This is a genomic window from Pseudomonas medicaginis, from assembly GCF_965119365.1.
In the GTDB taxonomy this organism is placed as follows: domain Bacteria; phylum Pseudomonadota; class Gammaproteobacteria; order Pseudomonadales; family Pseudomonadaceae; genus Aquipseudomonas.
This window is the reverse complement of record NZ_OZ221631.1, coordinates 5,111,120-5,123,924: the sequence shown is the minus strand read 5'-3', so window position 1 is coordinate 5,123,924 and position 12,805 is coordinate 5,111,120. Positions and strand designations below refer to the sequence as shown.

15 protein-coding genes are annotated in these 12,805 nt (G+C 55.8%); 9 read left to right on the top strand and 6 right to left on the bottom strand.

Annotated elements, in window-relative coordinates; translation table 11 throughout:
• Positions 1 to 72: 72 nt before the first annotated feature.
• From ACMTA2_RS22285 to ACMTA2_RS22275, 3 genes are all read right to left on the bottom strand, one after another.
• Entirely contained in the window at positions 73 to 387 is a 315-nt protein-coding gene (locus ACMTA2_RS22285) for a hypothetical protein (protein ID WP_413791804.1), read from the bottom strand.
• Positions 388 to 675: 288 nt separating this feature from the next.
• Positions 676 to 1,164 carry an IS110 family transposase gene (locus ACMTA2_RS22280; RefSeq protein WP_413791803.1) on the bottom strand — a complete coding sequence of 163 codons (489 nt, stop codon included), beginning with the start codon at positions 1,162 to 1,164 and terminating at the stop codon, positions 676 to 678.
• Between the two features lie 573 nt (positions 1,165 to 1,737).
• Positions 1,738 to 3,177 (bottom strand): PDZ domain-containing protein, encoded by a 1,440-nt coding sequence (locus ACMTA2_RS22275; protein WP_413791802.1) that lies wholly within the window; start codon positions 3,175 to 3,177, stop codon positions 1,738 to 1,740.
• A gap of 755 nt (positions 3,178 to 3,932) precedes the next feature.
• On the opposite strand from ACMTA2_RS22275, the gene ACMTA2_RS22270 reads away from it, so the two are divergent.
• The 3 genes from ACMTA2_RS22270 to ACMTA2_RS22260 all read left to right on the top strand — a co-directional run bounded on the left by ACMTA2_RS22270 (position 3,933) and on the right by ACMTA2_RS22260 (position 6,528).
• The gene (locus ACMTA2_RS22270) at positions 3,933 to 4,205 is read left to right on the top strand and encodes a hypothetical protein (protein WP_003203821.1); all 273 of its coding nucleotides are present in this window, start codon (positions 3,933 to 3,935) and stop codon (positions 4,203 to 4,205) included.
• Between the two features lie 377 nt (positions 4,206 to 4,582).
• Positions 4,583 to 5,818, top strand: a complete 1,236-nt coding sequence (locus ACMTA2_RS22265; protein ID WP_413791801.1) for an FYVE zinc finger domain-containing protein — start codon at positions 4,583 to 4,585, stop codon at positions 5,816 to 5,818.
• Between the two features lie 164 nt (positions 5,819 to 5,982).
• Positions 5,983 to 6,528 (top strand): hypothetical protein, encoded by a 546-nt coding sequence (locus ACMTA2_RS22260; RefSeq protein ID WP_413791800.1) that lies wholly within the window; start codon positions 5,983 to 5,985, stop codon positions 6,526 to 6,528.
• Between the two features lie 121 nt (positions 6,529 to 6,649).
• Here ACMTA2_RS22260 and ACMTA2_RS22255 read toward each other — a convergent pair whose 3' ends face one another.
• The gene (locus ACMTA2_RS22255) at positions 6,650 to 6,835 is read right to left on the bottom strand and encodes a hypothetical protein (protein WP_413791799.1); all 186 of its coding nucleotides are present in this window, start codon (positions 6,833 to 6,835) and stop codon (positions 6,650 to 6,652) included.
• 142 nt (positions 6,836 to 6,977) lie between these two features.
• On the opposite strand from ACMTA2_RS22255, the gene ACMTA2_RS22250 reads away from it, so the two are divergent.
• Positions 6,978 to 7,178, top strand: coding sequence for a hypothetical protein (locus tag ACMTA2_RS22250; protein ID WP_413791798.1), 201 nt, complete (start codon positions 6,978 to 6,980; stop codon positions 7,176 to 7,178).
• 262 nt (positions 7,179 to 7,440) lie between these two features.
• Here the strand turns inward: ACMTA2_RS22250 and ACMTA2_RS22245 are convergent, their stop codons facing one another.
• A complete protein-coding gene (locus ACMTA2_RS22245; RefSeq protein WP_413791797.1) occupies positions 7,441 to 8,634 on the bottom strand; it encodes an IS4 family transposase in 1,194 nt (397 codons plus the stop codon).
• Positions 8,635 to 8,872: 238 nt separating this feature from the next.
• On the opposite strand from ACMTA2_RS22245, the gene ACMTA2_RS22240 reads away from it, so the two are divergent.
• A complete protein-coding gene (locus tag ACMTA2_RS22240; RefSeq protein ID WP_413791796.1) occupies positions 8,873 to 9,379 on the top strand; it encodes a P-loop nucleotide/nucleoside kinase family protein in 507 nt (168 codons plus the stop codon).
• 193 nt (positions 9,380 to 9,572) lie between these two features.
• On the opposite strand, the gene ACMTA2_RS22235 is transcribed toward ACMTA2_RS22240, so the two are convergent.
• Complete coding sequence (locus ACMTA2_RS22235) at positions 9,573 to 10,478, bottom strand: LysR substrate-binding domain-containing protein (RefSeq protein WP_413791795.1); 906 nt, start codon at positions 10,476 to 10,478, stop codon at positions 9,573 to 9,575.
• Positions 10,479 to 10,583: 105 nt separating this feature from the next.
• Here ACMTA2_RS22235 and ACMTA2_RS22230 point away from each other — a divergent pair, with 105 nt between their 5' ends.
• The 4 genes from ACMTA2_RS22230 to ACMTA2_RS22215 all read left to right on the top strand — a co-directional run bounded on the left by ACMTA2_RS22230 (position 10,584) and on the right by ACMTA2_RS22215 (position 12,787).
• A complete protein-coding gene (locus ACMTA2_RS22230) occupies positions 10,584 to 11,051 on the top strand; it encodes a PACE efflux transporter (RefSeq protein WP_413791794.1) in 468 nt (155 codons plus the stop codon).
• 72 nt (positions 11,052 to 11,123) lie between these two features.
• A complete protein-coding gene (locus ACMTA2_RS22225; protein WP_413791793.1) occupies positions 11,124 to 11,624 on the top strand; it encodes a DUF4765 family protein in 501 nt (166 codons plus the stop codon).
• Positions 11,625 to 11,771: 147 nt separating this feature from the next.
• Positions 11,772 to 12,482: an AzlC family ABC transporter permease gene (locus ACMTA2_RS22220; RefSeq protein WP_413791792.1), complete on the top strand. Its 711-nt coding sequence runs from the start codon at positions 11,772 to 11,774 to the stop codon at positions 12,480 to 12,482.
• Positions 12,479 to 12,787, top strand: coding sequence for an AzlD family protein (locus ACMTA2_RS22215; protein ID WP_413791791.1), 309 nt, complete (start codon positions 12,479 to 12,481; stop codon positions 12,785 to 12,787). Before ACMTA2_RS22220 ends, ACMTA2_RS22215 begins: the two co-directional genes overlap by 4 nt.
• Positions 12,788 to 12,805: the final 18 nt, after the last annotated feature.

Here is a 12,805-nt window from a genome sequence, read left to right as displayed (position 1 = left end):
CTTCAATTCCGCTGGCCGGCAGCGCCAGCCATGTTTGCCGCCGCCGCTGGCGCACCTGGTTGTTGATCCGTCTCATGAAGGCTCGGCGAACGTGAAGCCGTTTTCGCTGGCGATGAGCTGAACGCGCTTGATGTGCATCTTCAAAGCGCTGGCTGCTTCGCTGACTGTCTTGCCAGCCTCGGCCTGCTCTCGTACTGCTGGCGCCAACTTGTCCCGCTGGGTCCGCAGCTTGGCGTGGTGAGCGGTGGTGCCGAAGAAGGGCGCCTCTGCGTTCACGCCGCTTTCGATCTGCTGGATGGTCTTCCCGCTGCCGAAGAACTGATCGAGCTTCTGATTCAGGTCCTGGATGATAGCGTCCCGCGGGTTGGGCATCGGTTCGCCGATCATTGCCTGCCACCCGAGAGCGAGACCTTGATGCCATCAGCACGCGCCTCCAGCACCTGGGCAAAGTTGACGGCTGCCTTCCAGGTCCAGCGGAAGCCCTTGGTCAAGCCGGTGGAGCGTTCAACGATGTGATACCGACCTGGTCTCTCCTATATGTCAGGTTTCTCGTTCTACTTCCGCCACACTCCTTGAACGTGTTAAAGCATCGCTTAATCCGTCAAGCAGACCGGACAGCCTGGTCTAAAAAACATTAGGAAAAGGGGACACCCATTAGCCGGTCTCAAGTCAAGGCTAAAAGCCTTTGACCTCATTACAGCTGAAGCTATGCCCAAGCTGGCGTGCCGCAATGTTTTCAACGGCCAGGATGTGCTGGGTTCTTGTACGTACCAACTGAATTCGTTTACGCGCCAAATCTCGTAGCGCTCGTTCGTGCGGTGGATGAATATAGCCCGTCGGCAGAATCCCCAGGCGCAGCAAATGCGCGAGGAATGCCGCATCATCCTTATCGTCCGAATGCTTTAAACCCTCATAGCGTTTCATTGCCACCGGGTTCGCCAATTTGACGTCCAAACCCACAGCCATAAGGCCGTCGACTAGCCAATACCAGTTGTACGTCGACTCAACCACCACGCCAACCAGCTCGTCACGGTGTGGTTCGAGGAGTGAGAGAATCGGCCTAAGCTCATTGGGGCAGCGTCGGCTAACCAGGACTCTGTCCGCTTCGTCGGTTACCACCACAACGCTGTTGTTCGAATGCAGATCTATGCCACAGAATTTCATCACGGCCTCCTCAGCAAAAGTCTAAGTTCGCACCTTGAATTTTGCGCCACCTCTGTTAGGTGGGGGAGGCCGGCCAGATGATTCTCAGATTTATTTTTTGCTGCCCTGAGAGCTTCCATCGAGTGGATTCGCTTGGGTCAACTAGCTGCCGGCTAGAAAAATAAATCTGTCCCCTTTTCCGCCTTTTCCGTCCCTTTTCCCCAAGAAGGCACAACCTCCCTTTTTCTCTAGAGGATGGAGTGCCACGCGTTTGGGGTTATACAAGACCTGGCATGCAGCCGCTTTGGGACTGAGTTTTCTGAGGCCTCGCTTGACCGGCTAATTGATCGTTCATGTACGTTCGGCAAACACGCCTTTCTGACACTGTCGTTTAGGCAATGGTGTCCACCTAAGTGCGCGCGATGTCCTAGTTTTACCGCGCGTGCTAGATGACTTTGCCGGACGCATACGCAGCACTCCCAGACCTCGGGTGAGTATGGCTGGGCCGAAAATGAAAAATCCCCGCTAATGGCGGGGATCGTTGTGGGCATTGAAAAAACCGGGGGCTAAATGCCGGACTTTGTGAGGCACGAATTAATGCGGGATAATTTTCGCAGTGGGATCAGCCGCTCCGTCACTTGCCAAAGCTGCTTTGGCGCTATCATAAGAGTCAAAGCAACGAAGCGTCGTCGTTTGCTTGGGTCCAAACATGCCATCAGCGGTGGCCAAGCAGTGACCACTTGATGCGCTGCATAAGGCATCGTTTACCTTGCTGTCACGCCATATGCCCGGCTGACTGAGCACAACCTTCTGCTGGAATGCTTTAATTGTCGCAGCTTGGTTACCAGTCGAGCTATTCGCTTTTGCATCCTGAAACACCGAAGACAGAACGCCAGGATTTTTCTCATAGGCGCTGGATGTCATGTAGATGTAGCAAAACTCTTTGAGTGATGACTTTACTGGCATTACTGATGGGCCAGGTGAAATGGCCTGCGCATTCGTCGGCGGACCTAAGACTACTGGAAAAAGACCAAGTGCGCCGTTGCGCGAAATTTTCAACACCGCAGTAGATCCAGTGGGAATCTTGTTGAGCGCCACCAGAAAATCTATGTCATCCCCAACTTTAATTTCACCCACTGCCACCACCACATCGGCGAACATAAGCCCGGCGCGTGAGGCTGGGCTCCCAGCAATAACTTGCTCTATGGACGCCCCAGCCAAGGGCATGCTAAGACGTGCGGCTTTAATCGGATCAATAGAGCTAACTTTTGCGCCCAGGCGTCCGGCTAAAAATGGAAAAGGTGAAGGGCATGATCGGGTCGCCAGCACCTCGCTCACAGATTTTTTTTGGGCTAAGGCAAAAGACCTCACGTCCGCATCATCTGACGCCTCTGCCCGCACGCTCATTTCCATCGCGAGCTGCAGATACTCGCAGGACCGCCCCTGGTATTTCACCGTAGTCTCATTTGCTATCCATTGAGCCTTAGATGTCTGCTGTGGCACGTGCGCTGATATCGACGACGCTCCCTGCAAGGGTTCTGCTGAAGGTACTCCAGCAACATGGGCGGGTGCAGTCATATTTGCCGCCGCGAATGTAGAGCCGGGAGAAACCCTTCCGCCGCCCTTGATATATTCCTCCGCACCGGGTGGCATCCGGGATTGTAGTTCCTTCGCCGCGGAAGGCTCCCTGATCACAACATCCATCGCCGCTACTTGGGTAGAAGTCGCACCCGGCAAACAACCAGTCTCACGCTCAACTTGCTCGATCGACGTGATAGCCCACTGCGCCTGCTTTCTGACGTAGTTCTGATGCTCTCCTACGTAGACGGCCAAACTTTGAGATTTCTCTCTTTCCACGGCAAGTGCGAGACAGCTCTTACCTTGGTAATTGGCAGGCGCGACCCCCACGCTCGCAGGCGTTTCGGCGCCGGACGAAGCTTCCAACCCCATATTGATAAACTCTACTGGCCCAAGGCAGCCGGCGAGAGTTGCGGTAGCTAAGGCAATCACCGCGAAGCTAATGAGTCTACGCATGTCGAAACCCGGCTGATATCAAAAAAGCATCATCGCCCAGTTAGCCTGTATGAGCAATAAGTCACTACTTCTAGGCGCTCCCTGCTGACTCGCCTGCCCGGCCCTTCGCAAAACGTGAGCATGATTGGCTCGTTGCCCAAGCTGCGACCGCGTGCACTTTGTGGGTTCCAAGCTTAAGCGCCCAATAAACATAACTGTTAGGGGGGAAAACGAGGGGGAAACGAGGACAGGCCACGATTATTAGATGTGTCGATTACAAGTGAGGTCAAAATCGGGGACTGTCCCTGAGGGATCCCCAAATTTACTCCAGGCTCTGCGCCTGGTAATGAACCTCGTCGCGCCGGGACTGCTCAAGCTTTTCTAAATGCTCTCGTCCGCCAAAGTCCGTGCAGCAACGCCAATTCTCTATGGCTTAGAAAGGCTCAACCGTAGAGCGCGATTGGCAGCGACGCAAATTCCTACACAAACCTCGGAAACCAGTGCATTGCAGCCTCTGGATGTGCCATTTACTGTCTTTCTGTCGCCCAGATGGCGATTCGGGTTTGGCGACCCGATTGAATGAAGCGCAGAAGCTCCTGCTACACTGCGGGGCTTTTTTGCATTTGCAGACTGCTTTATGGCAGCTGTGCGCGGGAGACTTTCGAGTCTGCCGGTTCGCTTTCATTCCCGGTTCGCCAACCCGAGCACAGCTGCCACCCTTTCGTTTGGCGACGTTTGAGTGGTAGTCCCTTATCAATTGAATGAAGGTACTACTCATGACTCGATACATGCCCATCACCGGCATCGACTGCATCCCCGCGACCCTGCTCATCGACACCGAAGCGCCTCTGGACGTCCTTTTCGAAACTGCCGATTACCGTATCCGCACTGTGACCCAAGTCTTGGAAAATATCGCGTTCCGTTCGGACATCAGCTCTGACACGGTGGTATTGACTGACTTTTGTAAATTACTCACCACCTCGTTACGCGATGGTTGTGATGTCATGGATGTGATTGGAAGACGATTGCGGGCGCAGGCGGCGGAATAAATGAGGACGGGCAACTTATAAGCTGCCCGTTTCATAAGAGGAAAGTGGGGGCAGACTTCGCTTACGAGACGGTCCGATTACAAGTGAGCTCAAATCGGGAGCTGTCCCCAGTTTTTATTCTCCGGTTGGCGTGATTCGAGTTTGTGGGCTATTCCTTGGTTTCCCGACATTGGGTCAGGTCAAGGCGCGAGTCATGAGCAATCGAGCGCAAGTCGATGCCTTGGAACACGTGCTCTCGATCATCAAATCGAGCGAAGTGAGTATTGCGGCATACGGGACTTTCGAGAATGCACAGGCCATCACTGATGGCTAGCGCAGCCACGTGTTGCTAAGCGGCCAGCGATCCACCCGCCAATTTCTTCTCTCAAGGACGAGCCATGTTAACGGTCAACGAGGTCCTTGTTTTCGACTGCACCGATGAGGGCGTGGAGCAACTGGTGCGGGAGGGAAAGATCCGGCGTTTCCGCAGCAAACAGCTCAAGACGACATTCTGGAGCGCGCACGTGGCGCCACGGCTCGCCGCCGATGAATCGGCGCTGCTCCTGCCAACGTTCAACGATTGGGTCGCAGCACCCATTGCGAGCGGCAATTCCCACGGGCAATTCGTCTCCGTGTCTTCGAGCAGTCCGTTCGCGCCTGCCGGGCGCCTGAACGGTGCACCTACCGGTCTGGCAATGCAAAGCACGCAGGAAAAAATATTCACGTCGATTGACGCGCTGATCAACGCGCTACGAGGGCATGTTGCCGCCACGGATAACAGGCAAAAAGAAGAGCGCCTGGCGCTCGATGTCCTCGCCAATATCAAGATGTTCGAACGCTATGTGCTGGATCGATTGATAGTGAATATCCAGCGGGCTATCACTCATAAAACACGCAACCGACCCGCCGGCGAGTCGTACTACGGTCCCGGCGCGAAACTGGATTGGACTCGGGACATTGTCGATGCCCTCGCAACCGAGCTGCCGCTGACCCGGCTGTATAAAAAGGTCGCTGCTATCCACGACTTCTGCCGCTGCAACAGATTCGAGACGCCAAATCGAGGCACTACCCGAGGTATGCGCATCGACAACGAGAAATACAGCCTTGCGGAGGACAACCCCTGGATCGTCAACCAGCGCAGCCTGAACAACTCCATCTGGGCGGGTAAATCCGGCTCGGCGATGGATATGGTTTACGCTGCCAAGCAAATGGGTATCGATGACGATGATAGCCTTGCCGCGCTGGCGTTCTGTATTGTCGCCTTCTTTCATTTCATGCCGACCAGCCAGAGTTCGACCCACACGTACCATGAGGTCATGACCGGCGCGACGAGCGTGCATAAAGGAATCGAAACGTTCTACAAGGCTGCGGAAGTTCCCGGTGGGCAGGACGTGTTTCGCCAGTTGCAAAGCCGACCCAGTCCCTGGAAACCAGACGACAGCGTCCAACGCTGCCCCGGCTGCAATACCGCCTTTGGCGTCTTTACCCGTAAGCACCACTGTCGAGCATGCGGCGGTATATTTTGTGCCGACTGCAGCAAAGAGACGAGGGCGGTAGTAATGCCGGCTATCCGGCCGGGCAAAGCGCCCGAGACAGGGAATCTGCGTGTCTGTAAATCCTGTGCTAACGGCTGATTGCCGCCGGAACCGGGGCAAACACGAGTCTTTGCTGACCTCGCTGCTGGCTCGTAGCAACGAAGTAATGGTGCTAAATTCTGCGCGTCCAGCGTGCGGGCTCATCTGGCTCGGCGGGGATATTTAACGCCTCTCTCAACCGATTTTGTGGATATGGAAGTTCAATGAATAAATCCAAGCTTTCGACCGCGCTGTCCTGCGCTGTTGCTGTTCTGATGCTGAGTGGATGTGCTGCCTCTGTAAAAAGCGGCGGAACGGAAACGCTCGTCATTCAGGAGTCGGCCAAGCAGAATCTGGTCGTGAACTTTGAAGGGAATAGCAAGGTTCAACAAAACGAGGACTGGCCTCGTTTGAAGCAGGAATGGAATGATGCCCTACAAGTCGAAGCGACTCGCGCCGGCTACAGCCTTGCACAGGCCCAGGCATCAAGCCAAGAGGGCAAGGACGGTGTCGGCATCAAGATCAACGTGACCAATTTCCGTTACCTGACCCCTGGCGCACGCTACGGAGCCGGGGTCATGGTGGGGAATGCTTGGGTCAACTCCAGTGCCGATTACTCGGACTTGAAGTCAGGTCGCCTGATCGGAACTCGGACGTATGATACGACCTCGTCTGCTTGGGAAGGCGTTATGTCGGCCATGACTCAAGAGCAGGTTCAGGCGATTTCCCAGAAAATCATAAGTGACATCAAGAGCGCAAAAGCCAAGTAGTGCGATCCGACGCGACCTGGTTGGGCGACGGCTCGTCCAAGCCCAAGCGGGTCTTCAGCCCCGGCTTCATCGCGTTCTGCGTATGGGGGGCTGTTTTTGAGCTAATAGGGCTGAATCACTTCTACAGGATCAACCAGTGCCAGGCTGTTTCCTGGCACTGGTTGATCCTGTAGAAGTGATTCTTGCGATTGTATTTATGTTCAGCGGTTACGCCTTCGCCGGTTGTGGCAACATCGATGACCATGACCAGCGCGCCTACTGCAATGCCACTACCGGCAGCAGTAGTTGTGGGAATATCGACAATCATGACCTGCGCGTCCAGTGTGAGTCCGCGAAGCGCTGATGGGGGACATCGGCGGTGGAATGGGTAGGGAACACCCGCATAGCGTTCTGCCGTGATGTATCTGCGTTGAAGCTAATGAAGCAATGCGCCTGAGGAAGGTTAATCAATGCCAAAGAAACTTCAGGAAGGCAAAGCAGCGACTGCTGCTGACATTGAGCGCTCTATCCAGGCACTGAACAAAATGGCGGAACGCCTCTGGGGCGATGGTCGGGAAGCTGAGGCGAAAGCCCTGCTCGATGCCTTGGATGCTTTAAACAGGGCGCTCGATAGAATCAGGATCGGGGAGAGTCGCAGGGTTCTTCATTGAAGCGTGAAGAGAGATGGGACTTACCCACGATATGAAACGGGCCGATTACAAGGGACCAAAATCTTGGTCTGCCCTTGGTTTCATTCGGATAAATTCAAAATCGTGGGATGGCCCAAAGAAAAGCCCGACTGGGGAGGCCGGGCTAAAAGGGTTTCACTAGGAGCTGAGATGACCATAGGCGCTCGGCTGTGAAAAGGATGTGAAAGATTGCGTTCAGTACGAGTTTTAAAATCGTGTCTGTCCCTGAGTGATCCCCACAAATCTACCCCGCCTCCTGCGCTTGCTGTTCCACCTCCAAGCGCAGGAGTTGTTCCAGCTTTTCCAGAGTCCTCGAGCATATTCGCGCCCCGTTTCTCCTGAAATATTCCAGCCCCAATCGCCACAGTGACAATACTCGTTTGTCCTTGAGACTGTTGCTCTGGAAATGCCTTTCATGTCCCCGCTGACGAGCCAGTAGCCCCATCAAAAAGGTCACGTAGTTGGTCAGCGCGGCGATCAACAACAACGCCTCGATCCGCTCCGGACAATGGCTGCGATGCAGGTCAAAGGCAAAACCGAAGCGATGACTTTTGACGTCTCGAAATCCCTCCTCTATCTGCATGCGCCTTTTATAAATCGCCGCGATTTGTGCTGGACTCCATTGTTGTTCGGGGAGGTTACTGGCGAGCAGCCAAGGTTCGCTCTCTCGATGGGCACATACACGGCTGAGTTTGTTTTTGGCAATCGAGCCCGTCACACGCTGATGTTTTCGCCCCTTCGGCGAGTGCTTTACGCAATACAGATTGATGAAGTGCGGCGCGCTTCGAGTCATCTCGATTCGTCCCAGTGATTTGGGGGATGCGGTGGCGTGGGCGTAGAGATTTCTCACCGATTGCCACGGTTCTAAAGCGACTCGATAGAGATCTCGGTTTCGCACGCGGCCCACGTAATACCAGCCTTGGGCCTCAACAGCCTTGATCCAGGGCCGACGAAAACCGGCATCAGCCACCAGGATCGGAATGCAATTTTCAGGAAGGATTTGGGCAAGGGTCTGGAGCAAGCGTTTTTGATATCGCGGGCAGCCTTCTTTCTCATGAACGCTCTCGTAAATAGGAAAAGAGCGGCCTGCCAGCGGGATGGCAGCGCGTAGTAAAAAGAATTTGCCTGGGGCATCGATGGGCGACCAATCGACCAGGATCAGCGGGTGTTTCAAGTTGCCGAGCAAGGCCCTGAGCATGACCCAATAAAACAGCGGTCGTTCGGCTCTGAGGTGAGGATTTCCCAGCAGTCGATCCACTCGTTTGATGGCGTGCTTGGGATAAGCGCGGCTAGGCATAAACCGACCCAGAGCCGTCAGTGTCAAGCATTGGCCTTGCAGTAAGGCGGATACGCAACACATTAGAGCGGTCAGTCGGCGAGCATGGATATTGGGTAGTGCTTGAGCGAGAGCGGTATGTAAAAATCGGATGGCCTGCATGGGGTACGGAGTCTTGAATTGTGTGGTGCAATCAAAACTGCACGCCCCGTGCAGGTCGCATCAATTGGCTATCTTCTTGATTTGTCGTGGGAATTTTCGGGGATCACTCAGTGTCTGTCCCCGATTTCATTAAAGAAATATTGATCCAGCTGTCTATGCGGCGAGCGGGATCGAACAATCGCTACCGCATAACCGGCTGCTGCCTACACTGATTAGCTCACTGATCGAAGGACATGGAATGCTCATCGTCTTCAGCGGCCTTCCCGGCACCGGAAAAACGACTATCGCCAATGATCTTGCCGCTACGACAGGCGCCGTTTACCTGCGGATCGATACGATTGAGCAAGCGATTCGAAACTCGGGCGCTCTTGCGCAAGATGTAGGGCGCAGTGGTTACATGGTTGCCAATGAGCTTGCCCTGAGCAACCTTCGTTTGGGCCGCACGGTCATCGTTGATTGTGTCAATCCCGTCCTCGAAAGCCGAATCACGTGGAGCGAAATCGCCTCACTCGCTGGTGCCCGGTTGGCAAACATCCAAGTGGTTTGCTCCGATAAAGATGAACATCAGCGTCGGGTCGAAACAAGGATGGTTGATATTCCCGGGCTGACTCCACCAACTTGGCAGTCTGTACTGGATCATGAATATGAGCCGTGGGATGAAGCTCCGTTTTGCATAGACACAGCCCTGGCCTCGCCGGTGCAAGCGGTCTCGATGATCATCGACCGATTTCTGTCCAGTGAGTAGCCAAGGTAGCAAGGTGTGATGCGAACGCTTCGTTACCTTTTGTCAGGCTGGTCAACTCAAGCGCCTGCTTGCTAACGAAACCGACGATAGAGGCCCCATCCATGCCTGCGCCGCTCTGATACAAATGGCGATCAGTTATTTTTGGATTGCCGCAGATGATTCAGCGGATAGGTATTGCTGCTTGATCCCGGGTTTAGGTGGCAGGAGCATCCGGTTCAGCGATGCTCCTCCCCAGCAACCACTCACTAAACGCCCGCACCACCGCCTGCCGCTCCCGCCCCGGCACACACACCAACGTATACCGCGCACCCGCCAAGCGAACCTCAGGCCGGTAATCAACCAGCTCCCCACGCCCGACAGCCTCCGCAACCAGCACATTGCTGGCGAGTACCAGCCCGTGCCCGGCGATCGCCGCCTGCAGGGCATGCTGTTCCTCGTCATAACGCCGAAAACGCGCGTTCTCCAGCCAGACCAGGGTCTCGGCCTTGGCGCACCATGCCGGCCAGTCAACCGCTACGCTCGCGCTACTCAGCCACGGCACGTCTATCAATTCGACGGGCGAGCCCTTAGGGGGTGGTTGCCAGCCAGGGTGGCAATAAACGCCAAAGTATTCATCCAGTAAAGGCTGTTCGAACAGCTGTGGGTCGGGTGTGAAGAGCGCGCGAATCGCCAGGTCGATGCTGGCGTCCCGTCGCAGATCCACCACATCGTTGCTGCTGTGCAGCCTGACGTCGATCTCCGGATGCAATCGATGAAAGTCTCCGAGCCGAGGTATCAGCCACAGGCTGGCGAACGCTGGCGTCGTGCTCACCACCAGGGACTGCGCGGCACACGACGGCGACAGCACTTGCAGGCCCTGCTGGAGATCGAGCAGGGCGCGGTAAATGTAAGGATGAAGGCGCTCGCCATCGGTGCTCAGGCGCACGTTTTGGCTGGAGCGTTCGAACAGTCGCACGCCCAGGAAGGTTTCAAGGCTTTTGACCTGATGGGAGATTGCCGCCGGGCTGACATTCAGTTCCTGGGCCGCTGCCTTGAAGCTGCCCAGCCGCGCGGCGGACTCGAAGCCGCGCAAGGCGGTGAGGGGCAGTTTGGCGAACATGGGGGGTAGGTTACTCAGGTTGAGCGTGGCTCAATTTAGCTCAATTGTTCGGGGGTGCTCAACTTGCCAGTCTGTGGTCTCCCAGCCCAACCCAGGAGCCCAGCGATGCAAGGCACGCCCCGTAAAATCCTTCAGGCCATCCTCTACGAAGCCGGCGGTGTGCTGTTCGTGGCTCCGGCGCTGGCGCTGACCTACGACCAGGGCATGGGTTATTCAACCCTGCTGTCGCTGGTGATTTCCGCCGTCGCGCTGGCTTGGAACATGGTTTTCAATGGCATGTTCGAGTGGTGGGAACGTCGCCAGCGCAGCCGCCATCGCAACTGGCAGCGACGACTGCTCCATTCCCTGGGATTTGAAGGCGGCTTGACGTTGATTCTGACTCCGGTGATTGGTGCGTGGCTGGGCATCAGCCTGTGGCTGGCGCTGGTGACCAACCTGGGGTTGTTCGTGTTTTTCTTTTTTTACGCGCTGGTTTTTCAATGGGTGTTCGATCGAGTGTTCGATGTTCCGCTTTCGGCGCAGGCCGATCAGGGGCTGCATCCAACGCCCGTTGAGTCATTTACTGGTCGGTAAAGTCCGATGTCTTCCTATACTCATCGTTCCGGCCCGGACATTCACCGGTGCGATCATGGACGAGGAAATCACATGGCTTCCACCAGCAGCACACTCGCTCCGCAAGATGAAAGTGGAATAGCCCATAGTTTAGAGGGGATTGTCACGAAGACCGATGTTGTTGCCGAGGCGCTAAGGAGCGGCAATCACAAAAATGTGGTACTGGTCCGGGGAGGGAGCGCTACAGGTTGCGCAGCGGCAATCAATACCTCTAGTGCCGGAGGGGAACCGGCAGATGTGAATTGTGGAGCGCCAACCCTGCAACAAATGATCAGTCAGGTGGGCGGGTCTCAGCCAGGTATACCGCAGGAGAAGCTACCAGAGTTCACCTCCGTTCCTGCCAACGCCACAAAATGGGCGAGGCGTGGAGGATGGCTAGTGGTGAAGATCAACACGAGATATCTCATTGCCGGAGACGCTGGGGAGTGCGGCTGGATTTGCCTGAAAAACGCACCGTTGCTCTTCGCGCACTTCCTTCCGCACCCCACGCCCTTAACGGCGGAGGAAGGAAAGGCTTTTCTTAATGCGGATTAACGCACTGGCCAGAGCGTCCGAGCGCTGGCGGCGCAGTGATCTGCGGTACGTTGTGTTGCCCATTGCCCCGCCAAACAGTTTTCGACAAGCCGATTCAGCCCCATACTCTCGGTTTTTGCACCGCGGATATCCAGAAGAGGCCCTGTTTTGTCGAATGTTGAACCCCACCTGCACGCGCTGACGCTGAATCACATCTATGACGGTTTCAAACAACTGATCCCCCTCTCTCTTTTCGTCGTCGTGTTCGGCGTTGCTTTCGGCCTGGCAGCGGCGCAAACGGGCTTGAGTGATACGTCGGCCGTGCTCATGAGCACGCTGGTTTTTGCCGGTGCGTCTCAATTTGCCGCGCTGGATCTGTGGGGGCAGCAAGTTCCCATTGTTCCGCTGATGATCACCGTCTTCGCCATCAACGCCCGGCACTTGTTGATGGGCGCGACGCTTTACCCGTGGCTGCGGGAGCTGCCCGTTGCCAAGCGCTACGGTGTCATGCTGGTTGTTTCGGACGCGAACTGGGCCATGGCGATGCAGGCGCTCAGTCGTGGCAAGCCGGGGCTCGGGATTTTATTCGGCGGTGGCATTGCACTCTGGGCCGCGTGGATCCTGGGCAGTTGGCTGGGGCTTCATTTTGGTAGCGCCATTGAAAACCCGGTCAGTTTCGGACTCGATATGGTGATGGGCTGTTTCTTGTTGGCGATGGTCGTGGGCGGGAAGAAAAACCTGCGCATGTTCATCATCTGGACCGTGGCGGGCTGCTCATCGCTGCTGGCTTACTGGTACTTGCCGGCGAACAGTCATGTCGTGGTCGGCGCTTTGGCGGGGGGTATTCTGGGCGCGCTCTGGATGGAGAAAAAACAATGAGCGTTGAAACGGCGGGTTACGGCACCTTGGTTGTCATATTGATAATGGCCGTGGTGACATTGGCGACTCGGTGGGGTGGCGTTTTCGTGATGTCGTTCGTGCCGATCAACTATCGGGTGCAGCAGTTCATCACGGCCATGTCCGGTTCGGTGTTGGTGGCGGTGTTGGCGCCGCTGGCGGTTAAAGGGGATAACGGCGCACGGCTGGCTTTGCTGACCACGGCAATCGTCATGCTGGTACTGAAAAAACCGTTGCCGGCCATTGCCGCTGGCATACTTGCAGCGGCGTTAGTGAGGCAGTTCTGAAAGGCCGAGTCGCCCGCG

Coding starts and splice junctions, on each gene's coding strand:
- ACMTA2_RS22285 (WP_413791804.1), bottom strand. CDS start 387: ATGATCGGCGAACCGATGCCCAACCCGCGGGACGCTATCATCCAGGAC.
- ACMTA2_RS22280 (WP_413791803.1), bottom strand. CDS start 1,164: ATGAAATTCTGTGGCATAGATCTGCATTCGAACAACAGCGTTGTGGTG.
- ACMTA2_RS22275 (WP_413791802.1), bottom strand. CDS start 3,177: ATGCGTAGACTCATTAGCTTCGCGGTGATTGCCTTAGCTACCGCAACT.
- ACMTA2_RS22270 (WP_003203821.1), top strand. CDS start 3,933: ATGACTCGATACATGCCCATCACCGGCATCGACTGCATCCCCGCGACC.
- ACMTA2_RS22265 (WP_413791801.1), top strand. CDS start 4,583: ATGTTAACGGTCAACGAGGTCCTTGTTTTCGACTGCACCGATGAGGGC.
- ACMTA2_RS22260 (WP_413791800.1), top strand. CDS start 5,983: ATGAATAAATCCAAGCTTTCGACCGCGCTGTCCTGCGCTGTTGCTGTT.
- ACMTA2_RS22255 (WP_413791799.1), bottom strand. CDS start 6,835: ATGATTGTCGATATTCCCACAACTACTGCTGCCGGTAGTGGCATTGCA.
- ACMTA2_RS22250 (WP_413791798.1), top strand. CDS start 6,978: ATGCCAAAGAAACTTCAGGAAGGCAAAGCAGCGACTGCTGCTGACATT.
- ACMTA2_RS22245 (WP_413791797.1), bottom strand. CDS start 8,634: ATGCAGGCCATCCGATTTTTACATACCGCTCTCGCTCAAGCACTACCC.
- ACMTA2_RS22240 (WP_413791796.1), top strand. CDS start 8,873: ATGCTCATCGTCTTCAGCGGCCTTCCCGGCACCGGAAAAACGACTATC.
- ACMTA2_RS22235 (WP_413791795.1), bottom strand. CDS start 10,478: ATGTTCGCCAAACTGCCCCTCACCGCCTTGCGCGGCTTCGAGTCCGCC.
- ACMTA2_RS22230 (WP_413791794.1), top strand. CDS start 10,584: ATGCAAGGCACGCCCCGTAAAATCCTTCAGGCCATCCTCTACGAAGCC.
- ACMTA2_RS22225 (WP_413791793.1), top strand. CDS start 11,124: ATGGCTTCCACCAGCAGCACACTCGCTCCGCAAGATGAAAGTGGAATA.
- ACMTA2_RS22215 (WP_413791791.1), top strand. CDS start 12,479: ATGAGCGTTGAAACGGCGGGTTACGGCACCTTGGTTGTCATATTGATA.